This is a genomic window from Paraburkholderia graminis, from assembly GCF_003330785.1.
Classification (GTDB): Bacteria; Pseudomonadota; Gammaproteobacteria; order Burkholderiales; family Burkholderiaceae; genus Paraburkholderia; species Paraburkholderia graminis.
The window spans coordinates 415,849-434,001 of record NZ_CP024936.1 but is presented as its reverse complement, the minus strand read 5'-3'; the positions used below and the strand labels follow the sequence as shown (position 1 = coordinate 434,001).

Genomic DNA, 18,153 nt, shown 5'->3' with positions numbered 1-18,153 from the left:
TCAGGCGACTTGTTGCTGGCCGATGACCGTTTCGGCAAACACATTAACCCCGGTGGAGTCCGTGTACAGGCGCGGCTCGCCACAATTTTCCGGCATAACAGCGGCCATCTGGGCCTCGTTACGATAGATCAGGTACCACTCCAGCACGTGCTCCATGCTCAAACGCTCCGGGTTGTCGGCGTGGACATTCGTGACCAGCAGGCGGCCGCCCGGTCGGATTCGGTTAGCGAAATGCTGGTTCAGCCGCGCGCAGACCTTGTCGGACAGGTAATCGAACAGCCCGGCGCAATAGACTGCGTCGAACTCGCGGATGTCCGATGCGTGCACATCTATCCGGCGCTTCAGCAGATGGTGAACCGAGTCGTGCGTGTAGCTGATCGACATTGGCCGGGACAGTTTCTGCGCGATGGACGCAAGGCGCTCGCGCGTCCAGTCCAGCGTCTCCTGGCTGAAGTCGAGCAGTTCGAAGCTCAGCCACTCAGGTTCGTCGAATTCATGCATGAAGCGCTGAATCTCTTGAGCCGGACCGCAGCCCACGTTTAGCACGCGAAACGGCCGGCCGGCAGCTCGCGCTTCATTGGCGAGCCGGGTCAGGTAGTCCACCAGGAGATCGACGCGATTCCGGTGCGCGCGCGCGACGGCCGTCTGCAGGAACGCCGCGTTGACGATCTGGAAGTACGTGCTCGGACCCTGGCGCGGATCGTCGAGCATCTGGTTGACCATCTGGTAGTCGCCCGCATAGCCCAGAGGCTTTGTAAACGTGCGGAACACAAAGGGCGAGCGCAACAGCAGCGGATGCAGCGCGGCCTGCGCAAACGCACGGTGTGCCGGCGCCTGCTCTTCATCGACCAACCGCGCCTCGCCTTCAAATTCGTCGAAGTAGAGCTTGGTCCGCTGCATGAGAGGCGTGGCCAGTTCGAGGAAGAAGTCCTCGCGCAGGGTATTGCCTTCTTTTGGCATGGTGTCGGCCAGGTCCGCCTGCTCGACCCACCGCGACATGTCCGAAAGAAACGCCCGGATCTGGTTAACCGCGATCTGATAGTCCCGGCGGATCTGAAAACGCCCGGCCCAGTCCTGTGCGAATCGTCGGGCTTCTTCCCCTACCGCGGCCGGTTCCAGCGTGCCGCTACTCAGTTCACGCCACTCCGCGATCAGCGTCACCGACACAATGGCGGTCAGGCCGGTATTGACCATGCTGATGACGACCGCCTTGCCCGAATAGGCGGGTTCCACGCCCATCTTCACCGACAGGTCGGTCAGCACCTCGCTGACCTGGACTATCGAGTACGGGTTATAGATTTCCATCACGAGCGAATTTCGCTGGAGATTGATGATGGTGCCCCGCACTAGCTCGCCCTGCGAGTTGCGGAAGCTCACTACCGGATCGATTTGCGTTTTTGAGTACACAGTATTGCCGATAGGTGAGGACCGCAACAATTCGGTTTGGAATCTGCTGCTGCACCCTGGCAAGTAAGTCGGGCGCTCTAGCGTCGGTCGTGTCCGCGATAAGGGCAATGAGGCGCCGCAATGCGGGACCTCCGCGATTGCAGCATTCTACTGATAAAAGACGCTGCGGTCTCACCCACTTCAGCGGCACAACCGTGCCAGGCGACCGGAGCATCGAGCATCGAAACCAGCGCAGATGGTGCCACCCATCAATTCGGTGATGAGCCGTGCGTTTGTATGACTGCGGCGGCACGCAAGCCGCGCAAGGTGGTTCGCGAGGAACTGTTCGCTTGGCGGCTCGCGATTCGTCGGCAACTGGAACATCTTGATCGACGGGTTCTGGCAACGGAACTCCCGAATGGGTTGGCCCAGAAGACACAGGTGCCGACGTTGCGGGAACACATTGTGGCCAGCCAGACTATGCGGCGGAGAGCGTCCGCACTGGTCGCGAGGAAAGACTTGTACCGCCCCGCCTCCTCGCTCTCCTAAGAATCTTTAAACCAACCACCGGACTTCGCCCGACGATGGATTGCAGGCGAGTCCGCCTACTCCTGATGGGATCGGCAGCCCACTTGTTTATAGACGGTGTTCGAATTTGTGGGCCAGCAGTCCGCGCCAGACAGTTAGTTGCGTTGCAGGCGACACACAGCACTGAAAGGTGAGCAATTTCGCGGATACGGCCGGACTGCGCCTTAATTGTTAAGCTCGTGTTGGGCCAATGCGGTCAAGCGGTCAGACACTCGCGAGTGAGCGGCTCGGACGTCCGCTTCAGCATGTACAGGTGAATAATTCATCGGCCAACCGTTCCTCGTAAGCGGGGGAAGTATTCGGCAAACGACAGATCGAGAGCATCGCCGCGAACCGTTTCTGACGACGCGCTGCGTGCTTGCGCGCCTGGTCGGCTACGGCAACGGTTATTCGGGGATGTACAAGTCACAGGTTGTAAAACGCAGTTCAAGGGGGGCGGCTGAACGCTGGGACGCCAGACGTCGATCAATCCGCCGGGCCGGGCCACGGTAGCGCATTGGCGCGCGTGCCTACCTTACGGCCGACTATCTCGTAGATGGCTACATGATCATGCTCGAATGCAACGGCCCAGCTGCTCAGGTAGTCGCACCAGGTCTGAAAGCTGCGGTCATCGACTTGTTGTCGCAGCGCCATCGACTTCATCCTGAAGTTCTGCTCCCACAAACGCAGTGTCCTCACGCAGTGCCGGCGCAGGTTCTGAATGTCTGACACCTCGAGTCCCCCTCCCCGCATCGCAGTCAACGCATAGCCAAGGTCGGGCAGTTCGTCGCCCGGAAACACATATCCGCCCGAAAACCCGCCACCGTCCAGGCCGAACTCGCTGCTCGCTGGTCCCGCCGCCATGATTCCATGACTGACCAGCACGCCATCCGTAGCGAGATGCTCCTGCAAGACGGAGAAGTACTCCCAAAGATCGCCGCGACTGTCGAACTCGAACATGCCCAGGCTCGTGATCCGGTCGAACCAGCCCTCGACATCGGGATAAGCCTGCAAACGGATCTCGACGCGGTCGGCCACGCCTGCTGCCTTGATGCACTCGTTGGCCCAATCGAACTGATTCTTCGACTGCGTAATGCCGACGCAACGTGCGCCGAACTTCTCGGCGGCCCGAATCACCAACGCGCCCCACCCGCAATCGACATCGAGCAGCCTTTGCCCCGGTTTGAGCCCGATTTTCGTGAGGACGTGGTCGAGTTTTTTCAGTTGCGCGGTTGCGAGGTCCTCATCGCCGTTCTCGAAATAGGCGCACGAATACACCATGCGCGGATCCAGCAACATTGGGTAGTATTCCTGCGGCATGTTGCGCCGGCGCCTGTCCCGCTCCAGCAGCGCTCTCGCCGCAACGGACTTCAGGACTTCGGACAGTTTTCGGTGTGGGAACCTTTCGGCATCGTATGGCTGTCTTTCCTTTGTCCCGGTGCACTCGGACTTGCTCATCCGCGTACGAACCTCGCTGAGCCACCGGCCTATTTTTCCGTCCTGAGACATCTGTCTCTCCGTTGCCCTATTGTTTGTCAGCGCTCCAGGTCGGCGTGCTTGTCCGGCACATCGTTCCGCTTGTTGGTCGGCGCTAGGCGTGTGCTCCGCCGGATCCACACCTGGCGGAATTGTTCATGTTCATGCTCTTCGGCGAACACCGACATCGATGGCTTGAGCAGGTCGTGCCGCGATACGATGCCGAGCAGGCGATACGTTTTCTCATCTTCAGTCACGGGAACACGGTCGAGTCCGGTTATGGCAAGGCGAGCGGCCACGCTTCTGCAGGTCTCACCTGGTAGAGCGATGTGGGGCGGCGTTTTCCCGAGGAATGTTCCAAGCGGAGCACCGGCTTTCTCCGGAGGAATCTGGTCGAGTAGCGTCCGGTCTGCCATGCCCACCAGGATTCCGGAGTCGACAACCGGATAGGCACGATACTTCTGCCCGGCCCCGAAATAGTCTCGGAGCACCTCGGCGACCGTCGTTTTCGCGTCGATTGTCACGATGGCGCGGGTCATGACCTCCTCGACATAATGTCTTTCGAGTGGATCGATGCTGTACTCGCGATAGATGTGGTAGCCGCGACGAGCAATCTTTTCGGTCAGAATCGAGCGACGCATGAAAAGGACCGTGAAACCATAGGCGACTGCGGCGGCCGCCAGCAGCGGCAGTAACGCATTAGCATCGCCCGTCAGTTCGAATGCAAAAACGGATGCCATCACGGGCGCGCGCATCATGCCGCCGAGCGCGGCGGCCATGAAGATGAGCGGCCAGACCGCCGGCTCGCCCCCGGGCATGTACGGGGCGGCGACGGCGCCCACGCCTGCGCCCATCATTAGCAACGGAGCCAGTACGCCACCGGATGTGCCAGAGGCCAACGCAATTACCCAGATGATGGCCTTGACCAGAACGATTGCAATCACGACCTTGACAGCAAGGTGGTTTTGCAGCAGATCTGCGATGACGTCGTATCCGACACCGAGCGTGCGTGGCTGAAAATAGCCGCCGATACCAACTGCGATTGCACCCAATGCCGGCCACCACATCCAGTGGATCGGCAACTTGCCGAACATATCCTCTACCTTGTAGAGTCCCGTGGACAATCCCCAGGACAACGCACCGGTAATCACGCCTGCGACGGCTGACGACACGATACCCATCGGACCGAGCGGCAAGGTATGCAGCGCGAACAGAGGTCCGCTGCCGAAAAACAGCGGCCGGGTGAAACCCGCCACAGCACACGCGATGGCGACTGGCAGCAGGCTGCGAGGCCGCAGTTCGAACAGCAGCAGCTCGATGGCGAGCAGCACAGCCGCGACTGGTGTGCCAAACACCGCGGTCATGCCGGCCACCGCGCCCGCCACAAGAAGCGCCTTTCTTTCGGCGCTAGACAGATGGAAGTATTGAGCAATGAGCGAACCGATCGCTCCGCCCGTCATGATAATCGGCCCTTCGGCACCAAAGGGGCCGCCGCTGCCGATTGCGATCGCCGAGGCGAGCGGCTTCAGGATCGCCACTTTCGGCGACATCTTGCTCTTGCCGAACAGAATTGCTTCGATAGCTTCGGGTATGCCGTGGCCCCGGATCTGCTCGGAACCGTACCGCGCAATCAATCCCACAAGCAGGCCGCCAATTACGGGAATCGCAATGACGATTAGCCCAAGCGCGTTCTCCGACGGCGAACGGTTCGCCGTGGATAACGTCTGATAGAAAAACAGGTTCGCGAAAAAGCGGATCAGGTGCAGCAGAAAATAGGCGGCGACAGTGCTCAACGCGCCGCCGACCGCCGCAATGGCACTGATACGCAGAAGCCGGACATCTGTTGCGAAATCGCCCTTGTGCTCGCCCATGACTCCCCTTGCTTGACACCCAATGATCGATAGCGCGTGGGCTCTATATATATCACAACGTGATATAGATCGCATAGCAATTGCGATTCCGTCCTTGGTCTCGTCGTCGGCTTGACCTGCCAGGGCGGACGCAAGTCCTGGGCGTGAGCATGCGATTGTGAGTGCAGTGTTCTGGTTGATTGTGGACGTCGCCGCCTGTTCGCACGGATCGACAATTGCGCTTAGGCAGTCGCCAAAGCTCAGATTTCTAGTCACATACCGAGCCGCAATGTAACGACCCGTATCCCAGGGACGCCATGTTCCCAGGCGAATTGAATGGCCGCTCGCCGTGCGGATTTGATGTCTGAACATCAGATCGCACATCTTTATTGCGTCCTACGGCAGTGTGACGAGGGCCCGCCGCCGCCCGTCGCGGATGCCGACGAATGGCTGATCGGAAGCGGTGAAAAGGCATAGCAACGGCAATGGACGCACGTCGTCTCTGACCGATCACCTGCTGGCGATTTTGGCCGCCTGGATGGCCGTTGTACCTTGAAGGCTGCCGGCGAGGCAGAGCTTATCCGAGCGACGGGAATGAGTCGGTTATGGCCGATTGCATCTCGTGAGGGCCGCCAGCTTCTGCCGACACATATTGCAGTTATTCCGGTTGCTAACCTGCAATGCGTTTAAAACTGGCGTAGTAGTCATCGGTGTAATAGCATTCGCCGGTCTGCCTGCGTGGTCCACCACATACGATCCGGCGCTGCCCCCGATCCGTCGAGCCAGGCGTGCGAACGGTGTATGTGTGGTAGTAGCCGCGCGGATGCTTAGGCAGCAATAGCGCACTGTTACGGAACAAGACGCCGTCGTCGCCAAAAGGGAAAGGGCCGCCCGCTTTGATCAGCCGCAAGGTTTCGGCTGCTTCCCCCGGCAACTGTGTCTTGTTGATGGCGCCCAGCGCGCCCGTCTTTTGCACGCCTGATGAGGTGGGTGTATCGCTCGCGTCCTGCGCGGGCCGAACCGGCGCTTGGCTCGCGGACGCCCCCGATGGCTCAGTGACGCTTCGCGATTCCTCCTTGTCGCATCCGCAGAGGATCGCGCTCAAGACGACGATGCAGGAGAATGGCCACCCTCTCATCACGAAATGGTTCTCCCCTCGTTGACCGGAATTCCACGACCAGGACCAATTCAAAGTTATCGCAAATGGCCTAGCGAATCAACGTTCGGCTGCAAATATTGGCGGTTGGTGCACGATAGACAGGCCGAAGTGCCGATTTCGGCGTCCACGACTGCATACGGCTTCGAGCGGTCGTGATCGACGACTCGCGGTAGGTTCGAGAACAGGTGAACTGCCCCCCGATGCAGGCCGATCAACGGAGGGCTCACATCGCGAGATCGAGGTCGGACAGCACTCGGCCAGGAGCCGCCGGTCGAGGTCGCAATCCAGTTTGCTCAGCCAAAGTTTTTTTGCCCTCGCTCAATGGCTGGTTTCAGGCGAGCGAATTGCCGGTGGCATCGCCCGCGTGCGATGCAGTATGGGTCAGCTATAAAGGCATTACGGCTGAGGGGAGTGCTCGTGCAGGCATACGGCTTTCCGCAAGCCGGTGATCGCAACGGAAGACGGCTTGATCGGCTCGTTCAGCAGGCGCTGCGAATTAGGACCGACTCTGAGCAACCTGAGTTCGGCGTCGATCGGTCGCCCGCTTTGAGAAAGAGAGGCGACTTATGACCGAGACTCACGCCGGGAGGGGGTCCCGGTAATGATGACGTCGCCAGCCATTACGGGCATGAAGCGGCTGAGATACGCCACGATATGCCCGACGTTGAAGATCCTCGTGCGTGTGTTGCAGGTTTGACGACGTGTCATGCATTCGTTCTCCGTCGTCGCCGGAAGTGTAGCAATACGTTTCGAGAAAATGTCATGACGGAAACAGAAAATCGGCTTCCACGCGACGCCGCTCCTTTCGCGGGCGAGATCAGCGACCTCGCCGTCAATGCGATGCAAGGGCGTTGACGTTACCATCCAAGTAATTAGGACATCTATGTGACTTTACATAAGTAAAGTTATCAACAGGACTGACTGTAGCAGCTTTATAGAAATGTCGCCTCCCGCCACAGCGGTCGTCCGGACGCCGCAACAAGCCCGGCGACGGTGTCGATCCCGAGTATCGTTTCCGTTAGGACATCCCGTTAAGGAGAAAGCTGATGGAACCCACGACCATTGCCATCGACCTGGCCAAGTGTTGGAGTTCAGAATTGGCGGGAGTGGACGAGATCTGGGGGAGCCAGCTCTGGTCTAAACTGCAGCAGTTGACCTACCGGGGAGACAGCCATGGAATTGCACTGGAAAATACTTCTCCAACGACAGGGAACGGACCAGCCGGTCCCGGTTTGTTCGGTTAAGCGCCCAGTGAATGGTGCTACCCCAGCGGATTTCGGGTTGTCCCTGGCCGAAGCTCGTCAACTACTGGCTACGCTGCAACAACTCGTGACACAAGACCAGATTAATGCCTACGATAAGCTTCGTCGGAACTGTCGAGAATGCGGCCGATATCGGCGCATCAAAGATTGGCGTCCCCGCACCTTTTCGACGGCACTTGGCAGAGTGCAGGTTAAAGTGCCGCGAGTCGTATCCTGCCTGTGCACGCCTGAGCCATACGATGACAACGGCGACTCTATCAGCCTGCGGTTTTCAGAGTGTTCCATTGAGCCCCTTCTGCCGACGCGGCGCACCCCCGAGTTAGCATATCCGCACTTCAGATCGCCCGAGGCGGTTCGACTTAAAACGAACACTCCCCCACTTTTCGTCCACTCCCAGAATTAACGGACACCAACAGCAACCGCTGAAACTGTTGCTCCCGGCTCCAACGTTTCCTGCACGATGGCCACTTTCTCCTGGACCGAACGTCGACGACGACGCTCCGGCTCGGTCAGAACTTCAATGCTTTCCACGATTTGCCTAGGCTTGAAACTAGTCACAAGATTCCCTCTTATTTTAAGGGGTGTCTCGTGTCCTGAGAATCAAGGGGCTACTCCAGCCAGCAAACAATTACGCGTGTGCGAACTGCAATCGGCGTGCGGAAGCGAGTTGACTTCGCTTCGCAACGCCATAGGGTCGCTTATGCCGGTTTAGCTAGATTGGCATAACGCTTCTATCGGAGTTCGCATGCCCTATCAATCGGAATTTCCCACTTCGAGCCCCACCACTTCCGCGCGTGCGAGATCAAAACCCCAATCGCATGCTCGGCCACGATCTGAAAGGTATTCCGCTCAATCAGATCCGTCTATTGGTTGAAGACATGGCTATGAGGTTAGTCTTTCCCACTAACAGGCCGGTGAAATACCTCCTGTAGCGGTCATCCGGGAAGAAGGCGTAAACGTTGAACTGATGTCCTCAATGAGAGCGAGATGGAACGGATGCGTGGGCCAGATGGTTTTACCGAGTCAATGTTCACGGTGTTGAAGCTGGACGATTTCGTGCCGAAGGACCATCCGTTGCGTCCGACTCGCAGCTGGTTCAATGATGCGCTCAAGCGCATGGACGACGTTTTCGCGCGGATGTACGAAGCTGACGCGAAAGGAGGTCGGCCGAGCATCGCACCGGAGAAGCTGGTGCGGGATCTTCTGCTACTGGTACTTTACTCAATTCGTAGCGAGCGCATGCTGGTGGAACAGATTTCCTACAACATGCTGTTCCGCTGGTTCGTCGGCCTGCCAATGGACGGAACTGTGTGGGACCACTCGACGTTCAGCAAGAACCGAGACCGGTTGCTCGAACACGACGTACTGGTGTTGCTCTTCAACGAGACAGTCGAGACCGCGCGCGAGCGCGGATATCTTTCTGGCAAGCACTTTAGCGTCGACGGCACGTTGATTCAGGCATGGGCCGGGCACAAGAGCTTTGTGCCCAAGACAAGTCCAGACGAAGACGACACGCCTCCCGACGAACCGCCTGCGCCGAATGACAACTGGCACGGACGGAAGCGCAGTAACGAGACGCACCAATCCACGACGGACGAGCAGGCGCGCCTGTTTCGCAAGAGCAAAGGAACCGGAGCGATGCTCTGTTATATGGGCCATGTGCTGACCGACAACCGCCACGGTCTGGTGGTCAACGCGCAGGCGACGCTGGCGACGGGCACCGCCGAGCGCGACGCGGCCGGGCAGATGCTTGTTGATGCCGCGAGTGTTGCGCCGCTCGGCATCACGGTCGGCGCGGACAAGAACTACGACACCGCCGGCTTCGTAGCCAGTTGTCGCGCGAATCGTGTCACGCCGCATGTGGCGCAAAACGATGGACGTCCAGGAGGTTCAGCAATTGACGAGCGAACTACGCGCTGGCCGGGTTACGCGGTCAGCCAGCAAAAACGTAAGCGCATTGAGCAGGTGTTCTGATGGGGCAAGACAGTCGGACGAATTCGACAAGCGATGTATCGAGGACTTGAACGTGTAGACCAGCTCTTCGTACTGACTCAGGTCGGCTACAACCTGACGCGTATGCGCACACTTGCCGGTTGAGGGGCAGGAACCAATGGATAACACCGATATGATGAACCCACGAGCAACGTCAAACGCCCGCAAACCTGTTCCGCGTTTCAAAAGTGCGAACCCAGCATTCGTCGTAATACACCTGAGTACATCAACGACAGATATTTCAACGGCCTGCTAATGAGCAAGCCCGCAGGTCCTGGAGTGCGTTCAATGGGCGGTGTTACCTTTGACCCGGAAGCCCCCAAGCATTGCTAACAACAAATCCGCGAACCCGATAGGACGCCGCAGGCGGCCCCTTCCGCCGTCCACTGAGCCACGTCCTGCAATTCAAGACGAAGCGCCGCTACGAACCGCTTCCAAGATACAGGCAGAACTACAAAACGGGCCGCACAACATGCGGCCCATCCCTAAAGCAAAAGCAGTCAACCCGCGCTGCTCGACTCTGCCAGCTTGTCGAGCGATTGCACGGCACCCTCGTTCGCGAGCAGCGCGCGCTTGCGAACGTAACGCATGATGCTGGTCGCGCCATAACGCGAACCGCCCATGCCCGACTTCTTGAACGCGGTCTTCTCGCCGTCGAACATCATCACGCGCGGCAGTTCCGTATCGTTGATGCTGACGCCGCCTGCTTCCATCTTCGTCGCGAAATCGCCGGCCGTGTGCGTGTCCGGGCCGAACACCGCGCCGCTCAGGCCGAAAATCGTATCGTTCGCGAGACGTTCCGCTTCCGTTTCGTCGCCGAAGCGCATCACCGGAACGATTGGGCCGAACGTCTCTTCGGTCATCAGGCTCATCGAATGATCGACGTCGGTGACGATCGTCGGATCGACCCACACCGCGCCGTCCACCCGCTCGCTCGTGCCTCCCAACAGGATCTTCGCGCCCTTCTCGACCGCGTCCCGCAACTGGCTGTCGATCGTCGCAGCCTGCTTTTCGAAAATCATCGGACCGTAATGGCCGCCGTCGCCCTCGCTAAAGCTGCGGCGCAACGTCGCGGCCTGACGGCTTAGTTCCGCGACCAGTTCGTCGTACAGCGAATCGTGCGCATAAACACGTTCGATCGCGTAGCACACCTGCCCTGAGTTGTAGAGCGCGCTGCGCAGAATGCACGTCGCCGCGCGCTCGATGTCGGAACCTTCGAGCACGACGGCGGCGTCTTTGCCGCCCAATTCGAGAAACACCGGAATGAATGCTTGTGCGGCAGCCGCGGCGATCTTCTGACCGGTCGGCACGCTGCCCGTGAAGACAACCGCATCTGACTTCGCGACGATCGCCGCGCCCGTTCCCGCGTCACCTGTTACGAGATTGACGATGCCTCGCAACGCGGGCACGGCTTCGATCGATTTGCGCAGCGGCTCGACGAAACGCGGCGTCACTTCGCTCGGCTTGATCACCACCGCGGCGCCCGCCACCAGCGCGGGAATCGCGTCGATGAAGGACAGCACCAGCGGGAAATTCCACGGACTGATCACGCCGACCACCGGATACGGCACATAGGTGATCTTGAACACCACGTCGGGATGCGCATCCAGTTTTCGGAACGGTGTCGCGAGTACTTCGGGTGCGGCGTCGCAGAAGCCGTGAATGAAATGAATCACGGCGCCGAGTTCTTCTTCGGAAATGCGATGGCGTGCGGTATCGACTGACAGTGCCGCGACGATCGCCGCGCTGTGCGTCTCCAACTGGTTCGCCCACTCGAGCAGCGCGGCGGTGCGATACGAGAGCCCGTTCGCGGCCCATGCTTTCTGTGCTTCGCGCGCTTGCGCGACGGTGTTGCCGATGCCATCGGCGTCGATCGCTTCGATCTGATAGTCGTGCTCTCCCGTACGGGGATTGCGCACTGCAATGGACGTCATCGTGTTTCCTTTTCCGTGTGTGTCGCCCGCTCGATGCGGGAAGAAGCGTGCGTCGAACGCGATGCCGTATTCGGCGATGTACATTCGACGTTGCAACGATGCTAACAACGGAAAATTGAGCGTGAAACGCGCGAGGACACAATGCTGCCGATTTCCTATATCAAAGTGCGATACCCCAATCATCGACGCTGCTCGAGCGTCAATAGCCGCGCACGGCGCGCGCTTTACGCCGCGTCGTCAGGCTGCGCATCTTCGGGCTGCGACGTACCACGCGGTTCGCTTTGATCGTGCGCCGCGCGGTTCGGATGCAACGGACGATCGGGCGCGGCGTCGCTCACACCGACCGATGACTTGCCGACGTTGATGGGACTCGCGAGACGCCGGGCATCCTTCGGAGCGAAACCGAAAAAGTCCCTGAATGCCGATGTAAAACTCGTCTGATGCTGATACCCGGCCGACAACGCCACCTGGCCGACCGGCAAACGTTCCTCGACCAGCAGCCGCAACGCGTGATTCATCCGGCAGCGCAGGCCGTATTCGAAAATCGTCATCCCATATAGAAACTTGAAGCCGCGCTTGAGCTTCGACGCATTGGTGCCGACCGCGCGCGCAAGCTCGGGAATCGTCGGCGTGAGCCGCAAGTCCGCGACGATCATTTCCCGCGCACTCTCGATCAACCTCAGATCGCGAGCCGACAACGTCTCGCCCGGCTGATCGACGCTCCGGCGCGCGAGCCACATCTCGATGCAGGCGCACAGTATCTCGGTGCACTTGCCTTCGAGGTACAGCATCTGGCGCGCTCCCCGGTACGGCGACGCAAGCAGTTGCTCGGCGATCTGCAACGCTTCGACGCTGAACGGCATCTGCCGGTTATAGATCTGGTCGTGCGCAATGCCCGCAAGTTCGGTGCGGATCCGGTCGGCTTCGCCGCCGAGCGAGCGCAGCAAGCGGTCGAAATAACGCTGGGTCACGTACATGCCGACCGACTGCCATGGTCCGGGACCGCACGTTACCTGATAGCGCACGTCCCTGCCCTGTGTGCACACGAGCAGATTCGGCGCGTTGACGTGCAGATGGCCAGTGTCGGAAAAATCGACGCTCGCGGGCCCCGACAGCGAAAAGTGGAACTCGATGAATGCCTCCGGCAACACGCTTTCCGAGCGGCTATGCGCGTAGTTGCAATCGGAGACGACGATAAAGATTTCATCGCGAATGCTGGCCATTCGCCACGCGCCTTCTTCCGCATCGCCAGGCACGGGCACGGTCGCGCCATAGAGTCCGAACTCGGGCACGCTCACGCAATCCGGGCGTGTGCGCAGCTGATCGAACGCTTCGGTAAGACGAGCCTGCGGGCCCGCGAGCGTCGTGCGAAAAAGGCCGCGCGACGCGGGCTGAGCTGATCGGTCCATGCGCTTCTCCGTGCGACTACGCGAGGCCCGATTATCGCCCGGTCAAAAAAGGCATTTCAGCTAGCGCAAGTTCGTATCGACAAAAACCGTTTTGCCTAGAACGGTGTCCCGATCGCTGCACGCGCGCGCAAATCGGCTGGTTATAAGTAGGTTCCTGTCCCGGCGTCCAGGCGTGCCACATCAGTAGTGCGCATGCAAGGGCACAACACCGGGTCACGGCAGTTCCCGAATGAAATGCTTTCGCATGAGAGACCTTGCACGATGAGACACTACCTATCCCGGCTGCGCGCGCGTGGCGAACTTCTTACCGTCACGCGCGAAGTGGACCCTCGCCACGAAGTCGCGGCCGTCGCGCGCCGGCTTCAGCTGGAGACCAACAAGCCCGTGCTGTTCGAAAACGTGCGCGGCAGCCGCATGCCCGTGCTGCTCAATCTCTACAGCGATCATCAGCGCCTGCGTGAGATCATCCGCTGCGCGCCGGATGAAACGTTCTGCGCGCGGCTCGATCGCGAGATCAATCTGTCGTCGTCGCTCGACGAAACTGTCGAACCCGCGCCGCTGCCATCCGACTGGGTCACGGGCAAACTCTCCGACCTGCCTATCCTCACGTATCACGAACGCGACGGCGCACCGTACATCACCGCGGGCGTGTTCCTCGCGAAAGATCCCGACACGGGCCGCGCGAATCTGTCGTTTCATCGCTCGATGCTGGTCTCCGACGACGAACTGCGCATCCGTCTGGGCAGCAGCCACGATCTCGCGCAGTTCCAGGCACGCGCCGAAGCACGAGGCGAAGCACTTGAAGCCGCGATCATCCTCGGCGCCGCGCCGGAAATCTTCATGAGCGCGTGCGTGTCGCTGCCGCCCGACGGCGACGAACTGAAACTCGCGGCCGCGATGCGCGGCGGCCCGATCGCGATGCGCCGCGCGCTGACGATCGATCTCGACGTGCCGGTGTCGGCGGAGATCGTCATCGAAGGACGCATTCTGCCGAACGTGCGGCGTTCCGAAGGCCCGTTCGGCGAGTTCATGGGCTACTACGTCGAAGTCGGCGACAACCACGTGTTCGAAGTCACGCATGTCGGCTGGCGCGAAGGCGCGGTGTTTCAGGGCCTCATTTGCGGCTCGCACGAAGACCTGCGGCCGCTCGAAGCGGCCACGGCCGCGCGCATCTATCGCACGGTATCGAGCCAAGTGCGCGGCGTGCTCGACGTCAGTTGCCAGCCGACCGTGATGAACACGGTCATCAAGATCGACAAGCAATACGACGGTCACGCGCAACACGCGCTGCTCGCGGCGCTCGGCTCACACCTCGACTACAACAAGCTCGTGATCGTCGTCGACAAGGACATCGACATCTACAACCTCGACGAAGTGATCTGGGCGTTCCTCACGCGCGGGCGCGCCGACACCCGCACGATGGTGATCGAAAACGTGCCGGGCTTCTATCGCGATCCGCACAAGGATCACTGGGGCCGTCTCGCGATCGACGCGACCAAACCGTGGGGCCGCGAAGCCGAGTTCGAGCGCAAGTCGATTCCGGGCGTGGACACGCTGGTTCTTGGCGACTACCTGCCGCAGTTCAACCGGATCGCGACGTGATGAGCCGCGACGTGGATGTCCCGCGTCCGCGCATCGTGGTCGCGATCACCGGCGCGACGGGCGCGATCTACGGCGTGCGTCTGCTCGCAATGTTGCGCGAGTGCGGCGCGCAAACGCATGTGATCGTCTCGCGCGCGGGCTGGCTGACGCTGCACGACGAGATGGCGCTCGATCGCGCCGCGCTGCGCGATCTGGCGGATGTCTATCACGACCAGAACGAAGTCGGCGCGAGCATCGCGAGCGGCTCGTTCCGGCACGACGGCATGGTGGTCGCGCCGTGTTCGATGAAGACATTGGCGGCAATCGCGCACGGTCTCGACGACAACCTGATCTCGCGCGCCGCCGACGTCACGCTGAAGGAACGCCGCAAGCTTGTGCTGCTCGCGCGAGAAACCCCGCTGACGCTCGCGCATTTGCGCAACATGATCTACGTGACGGAGATGGGCGCGATCGTGATGCCGCCGCTGCCCGCGTTCTATGCGAAGCCTGACAGCATCGAGGCGATGGTGGACTACACGGTGCAGCGCATCGTCGACCAGCTCGGCCTGAATGGCGAGGATGCGTACCCGCGCTGGCAAGGATTGCGCGCGGCGGATTGATCCCTTCACGGAGTACCGCAGGCAGATGCAAAGATGTCCACCCGGAGAAGGTGGACTTTTTTTGCTTCGTCATCTGCAAATGCAAAAAACGCCGGCCTTGGGCCGGCGTCGTTATTCACGTAGAAGCGGCTCAGCTCGTCGCCAGCACCGTCTTCTTCGCCCGTGTTCCGCGCTTCTTTCGGCGCGCCATCGCCAGCAGCGTGAGCAGCACGAACATCGCCGTCACCAGCTTCAGATCGGAAGGCTGGAAGCCGATTGCAAGCACGACCGAGATCAGTTGGAAATAGATGATCGAGCCCAACACCGGCGCGATCACCTGCTGCGCCATCGAGCGATTGCCGATCACCGCCTCGCCGAGCAGCAGCGCCGCCAGGCCGTTGACCAGCACGCCGAAGCCCATGTTGACGTCGGCAAAGCCCTGATTCTGCGCGAGCATCGCGCCGCCGAGCGCGGCGAACAGGTTGGCGAGGCCGAGACCCACCAGCGTGTACACCTTGACGTTGATGCCCTGCGCCTTCGCCATCGACGGCGACGAACCGATTGCGCGCATCGCGAGACCGTGCTGCGTACCGAGGAACCACAACACCACGCCGGCGATCACCACGTCGATCACAGCGAGCAACAGGATGCGCGGCATATAACCGCCGCTGTCGCCGGGCAGCCACGAGAAGATGCTGGGGAACGCGAACAGCGCGGAGTTGGGCTGCCCCATCACGCGAATGTTGACCGAATACAGCATCGACAGCACGAGAATGCCGCACAGCAGCGTGTTGATCTTCACGCGTTCGTGGATATAACCGGTGACGAAGCCCGCGACGAAACCCGCCAACGCGCCGCCCAACAGCGCCGCAACAGGATTGAGGCCGACCATCAGCAACTTCGCGCAGACGCACGCGCCGAACGGAAACGCGCCTTCGCCCGTCATGTCCGAAAAGTTGAGGATACGAAAAGGAATCATGATGGCAATGGCGATCAACGCGTACGTGAGCCCTTGCATCATCCCGACCGGTACGAGACCGACGAAACCACTGATCACATTCATGCGTTCACCGTCTTTGCCATTACAGGCTCTTCATTGAAAGTCGCCATCAGCTTGTCCATTGTCATCGCGCGTTTCGCGTCGCCCGTCAGATCACCGACGATGCGGCCATCGCGCATCATCACAAGCCGGTTGCCGTAGTCGAGCGCATGCTGCATGTTGTGCGTGACCATCAGCGTCGTCAGATTCTCTTCGCGCACCACCTGTTCGGTGACCCGCATCACGATCGCTGCGGTACGCGGATCGAGCGCTGCCGTGTGCTCGTCGAGCAGCAGCAGTTCGGGGCGCTGCAGCACCGACATCAGCAGCGACAACGCCTGGCGCTGTCCGCCCGAAAGCAGCGAGGCCTTCGCCTTCATGCGCTTTTCGAGGCCGAGATCGAACGACGCGAGACGATCGCGGAACGACTCAGCCTGCGCGCGCGTCATGCCGAGGCCGAAGCCGCGCTTGCGGCCGCGCAGGTTCGCGACGGCGAGGTTTTCTTCGAGGCTCAACGCCGCCGCAGTGCCGATCGACGGGTCCTGAAACACGCGGGCGATGTGCTGCGCGCGCTTGTGCGTCGGCAGCGCGGTGACGTCGCTGCCGTTGACGGCGATCACGCCGCTATCCGGCGACACTTCACCGGCCAGCATGTTGAGGAACGTGGACTTGCCCGCGCCGTTGCCCCCTACCACGACGGCGAAGTCGCCCGCCGCAAGCTTCAGCGAAACATCGGTAAGCGCGATGCGTTCGTCGACGGTGCCGGCATGAAAGGTCTTGCAGACCTTCTCGACCGACAGCATGGGGATGTACTTTTCTCGCATTGTCGTGACCTTCCCGGCGCCGCGGCGATTTAGTTGATGAAGCATTGGCAGTCCTCGAAGCGCTTCGGGATCGTGAGCCCCAGCTTCTGAAACTGGCTGCGGCTCAACGACGTCACGTAATCGGATGGAGCGGGCAGCATGACCGCCTGCGCGCTGGTCGGCTGGCCCTCGAGCACGCGCACCGCGACTCTCGCCGCATTGGCGCCGACCGATTCGAGCGACACCGCATACGACGCGGTCGCCATGCCCTTCTTGATCGCCTCGGTCTCCGAACTCAACACCGGCACGCGCAACCTCAGCATGCTCGCGGCAACGGCGGGAATCGCAGACTGCACGAGGTTCGAGCCGGTGATGTAGACGAAGCCCACGCCCTTGAGCATCTCGGCGCGCTGCGTGATGTCGTTCACGCTATCCACGCTGACCGGGCGAAATTCGAGACCCGCGCGTTTCGCCGCATCGGCGAGCGCTTTGGTCGTGACCACGTCGTTCGCTTCGCCGGGGTTGTACAGCGTGCCGAACGAGGTGACGCCGGGGAACAGCTGCTTCGCGAAGGCCAGCACCGCATCGAAATTCTGCAGGTCCGACGAACCCGCGAAGCGGTCGCCGCCATGCTTCCAGTCGGGCACGAGCCCGGCCGCGACAGGATCGGTCACTTCGGTGAAGATCAGCGGCGTCTTCGGATTCGTGACAGCCGCCTTCGCCACCTGCGACACCGAGGTCGTCACGGTCAGAATCATCGCGGGACGCTTCGACATGATCTGCGCGAACATTTGCGGCATCAGCGCTTGCGTGAAATTGGCGTCGCTGTACACGTAATCGACGTTCTTGCCGTCGACGTAGCCCTCTTTCGCCATTTCGTCCTTGAAGCCCTGAATGGTTTTCGCGAGCGACGGATGCGGTCCGAGATTGGCGATGCCGATCGTGGTCACGGCGGGTGTTTGCGCGAACACGCCGGCGCTCGCGCTGATCGCACCGGCGGCAACGCCCATGACGAGCGCCGAGCGCCATTGTTTGCATGCACGCAGAGCGGGAAGAATTGCCTTCATTGAACGTCCTTCTTTGGCTGAATTAGCAT

12 protein-coding genes and 4 pseudogenes are annotated in these 18,153 nt (G+C 60.6%); 5 read left to right on the top strand and 11 right to left on the bottom strand.

Going from position 1 to position 18,153, the window contains the following annotated elements; genetic code table 11:
• The 4 genes from CUJ91_RS33675 to CUJ91_RS33655 form a co-directional block, all read right to left on the bottom strand.
• Window positions 1–1,407 (bottom strand): class I SAM-dependent methyltransferase, encoded by a 1,407-nt coding sequence (locus CUJ91_RS33675; RefSeq protein WP_114158447.1) that lies wholly within the window; start codon window positions 1,405–1,407, stop codon window positions 1–3.
• A 1,032-nt stretch (window positions 1,408–2,439) separates the two neighbouring features.
• A complete protein-coding gene (locus CUJ91_RS33665; protein WP_244231121.1) occupies window positions 2,440–3,462 on the bottom strand; it encodes an SAM-dependent methyltransferase in 1,023 nt (340 codons plus the stop codon).
• A 26-nt stretch (window positions 3,463–3,488) separates the two neighbouring features.
• Window positions 3,489–5,300 (bottom strand): chloride channel protein, encoded by a 1,812-nt coding sequence (locus tag CUJ91_RS33660; protein ID WP_114158445.1) that lies wholly within the window; start codon window positions 5,298–5,300, stop codon window positions 3,489–3,491.
• Between the two features lie 649 nt (window positions 5,301–5,949).
• Window positions 5,950–6,420, bottom strand: coding sequence for a ribonuclease (locus CUJ91_RS33655; RefSeq protein WP_114158444.1), 471 nt, complete (start codon window positions 6,418–6,420; stop codon window positions 5,950–5,952).
• 380 nt (window positions 6,421–6,800) lie between these two features.
• On the opposite strand from CUJ91_RS33655, the pseudogene CUJ91_RS35335 reads away from it, so the two are divergent.
• Window positions 6,801–6,985: pseudogene (locus CUJ91_RS35335) on the top strand (glycosyltransferase); the annotation flags it as partial.
• On the opposite strand, the pseudogene CUJ91_RS33650 reads toward CUJ91_RS35335, so the two are convergent.
• Window positions 6,918–7,143, bottom strand: a pseudogene (locus CUJ91_RS33650) (fumarylacetoacetate hydrolase family protein); the annotation flags it as partial. The pseudogenes CUJ91_RS35335 and CUJ91_RS33650 sit on opposite strands and share 68 nt — an antisense overlap.
• 341 nt (window positions 7,144–7,484) lie before the next feature.
• Here CUJ91_RS33650 and CUJ91_RS33645 point away from each other — a divergent pair.
• Entirely contained in the window at window positions 7,485–7,682 is a 198-nt protein-coding gene (locus CUJ91_RS33645) for a hypothetical protein (RefSeq protein WP_114158443.1), read from the top strand.
• A gap of 432 nt (window positions 7,683–8,114) precedes the next feature.
• Here CUJ91_RS33645 and CUJ91_RS33640 read toward each other — a convergent pair.
• A pseudogene (locus tag CUJ91_RS33640) lies at window positions 8,115–8,258 on the bottom strand (IS3 family transposase); the annotation flags it as partial.
• 438 nt (window positions 8,259–8,696) lie between these two features.
• Here CUJ91_RS33640 and CUJ91_RS33630 point away from each other — a divergent pair.
• Window positions 8,697–9,797: pseudogene (locus tag CUJ91_RS33630) on the top strand (IS5 family transposase).
• Between the two features lie 395 nt (window positions 9,798–10,192).
• Here the strand turns inward: CUJ91_RS33630 and CUJ91_RS33625 are convergent.
• Window positions 10,193–11,626 carry an aldehyde dehydrogenase family protein gene (locus tag CUJ91_RS33625; RefSeq protein WP_114158523.1) on the bottom strand — a complete coding sequence of 478 codons (1,434 nt, stop codon included), beginning with the start codon at window positions 11,624–11,626 and terminating at the stop codon, window positions 10,193–10,195.
• Between the two features lie 224 nt (window positions 11,627–11,850).
• On the bottom strand, window positions 11,851–13,035 hold the full coding sequence (locus tag CUJ91_RS33620; RefSeq protein ID WP_114158442.1) for a helix-turn-helix transcriptional regulator: 1,185 nt from the start codon (window positions 13,033–13,035) through the stop codon (window positions 11,851–11,853).
• A 261-nt stretch (window positions 13,036–13,296) separates the two neighbouring features.
• Here CUJ91_RS33620 and CUJ91_RS33615 point away from each other — a divergent pair, with 261 nt between their 5' ends.
• Both CUJ91_RS33615 and CUJ91_RS33610 read left to right on the top strand, forming a co-directional pair.
• Window positions 13,297–14,637 carry a UbiD family decarboxylase gene (locus CUJ91_RS33615; protein ID WP_114158441.1) on the top strand — a complete coding sequence of 447 codons (1,341 nt, stop codon included), beginning with the start codon at window positions 13,297–13,299 and terminating at the stop codon, window positions 14,635–14,637.
• Window positions 14,637–15,236, top strand: a complete 600-nt coding sequence (locus CUJ91_RS33610; protein ID WP_114158440.1) for a UbiX family flavin prenyltransferase — start codon at window positions 14,637–14,639, stop codon at window positions 15,234–15,236. Before CUJ91_RS33615 ends, CUJ91_RS33610 begins: the two co-directional genes overlap by 1 nt.
• Before the next feature lie 130 nt (window positions 15,237–15,366).
• Here the strand turns inward: CUJ91_RS33610 and CUJ91_RS33605 are convergent, their stop codons facing one another.
• The 3 genes from CUJ91_RS33605 to CUJ91_RS33595 are packed head-to-tail and all read right to left on the bottom strand — an operon-like array spanning window position 15,367 to window position 18,124.
• The gene (locus CUJ91_RS33605) at window positions 15,367–16,278 is read right to left on the bottom strand and encodes an ABC transporter permease (protein WP_114158439.1); all 912 of its coding nucleotides are present in this window, start codon (window positions 16,276–16,278) and stop codon (window positions 15,367–15,369) included.
• Window positions 16,275–17,057 carry an ABC transporter ATP-binding protein gene (locus CUJ91_RS33600; protein ID WP_114158438.1) on the bottom strand — a complete coding sequence of 261 codons (783 nt, stop codon included), beginning with the start codon at window positions 17,055–17,057 and terminating at the stop codon, window positions 16,275–16,277. Before CUJ91_RS33600 ends, CUJ91_RS33605 begins: the two co-directional genes overlap by 4 nt.
• 50 nt (window positions 17,058–17,107) lie before the next feature.
• Window positions 17,108–18,124, bottom strand: coding sequence for an ABC transporter substrate-binding protein (locus tag CUJ91_RS33595; protein WP_244231119.1), 1,017 nt, complete (start codon window positions 18,122–18,124; stop codon window positions 17,108–17,110).
• Window positions 18,125–18,153: the final 29 nt, after the last annotated feature.

What these genes read in the sequence shown, in the direction of transcription:
- CUJ91_RS33665 (WP_244231121.1), bottom strand. Translation starts at nt 3,462, where the DNA reads ATGTCTCAGGACGGAAAAATAGGCCGGTGGCTCAGCGAGGTTCGTACG.
- CUJ91_RS33660 (WP_114158445.1), bottom strand. Translation starts at nt 5,300, where the DNA reads ATGGGCGAGCACAAGGGCGATTTCGCAACAGATGTCCGGCTTCTGCGT.
- CUJ91_RS33645 (WP_114158443.1), top strand. Translation starts at nt 7,485, where the DNA reads ATGGAACCCACGACCATTGCCATCGACCTGGCCAAGTGTTGGAGTTCA.
- CUJ91_RS33625 (WP_114158523.1), bottom strand. Translation starts at nt 11,626, where the DNA reads ATGACGTCCATTGCAGTGCGCAATCCCCGTACGGGAGAGCACGACTAT.
- CUJ91_RS33620 (WP_114158442.1), bottom strand. Translation starts at nt 13,035, where the DNA reads ATGGACCGATCAGCTCAGCCCGCGTCGCGCGGCCTTTTTCGCACGACG.
- CUJ91_RS33615 (WP_114158441.1), top strand. Translation starts at nt 13,297, where the DNA reads ATGAGACACTACCTATCCCGGCTGCGCGCGCGTGGCGAACTTCTTACC.
- CUJ91_RS33610 (WP_114158440.1), top strand. Translation starts at nt 14,637, where the DNA reads ATGAGCCGCGACGTGGATGTCCCGCGTCCGCGCATCGTGGTCGCGATC.
- CUJ91_RS33605 (WP_114158439.1), bottom strand. Translation starts at nt 16,278, where the DNA reads ATGAATGTGATCAGTGGTTTCGTCGGTCTCGTACCGGTCGGGATGATG.
- CUJ91_RS33600 (WP_114158438.1), bottom strand. Translation starts at nt 17,057, where the DNA reads ATGCTGTCGGTCGAGAAGGTCTGCAAGACCTTTCATGCCGGCACCGTC.
- CUJ91_RS33595 (WP_244231119.1), bottom strand. Translation starts at nt 18,124, where the DNA reads ATGAAGGCAATTCTTCCCGCTCTGCGTGCATGCAAACAATGGCGCTCG.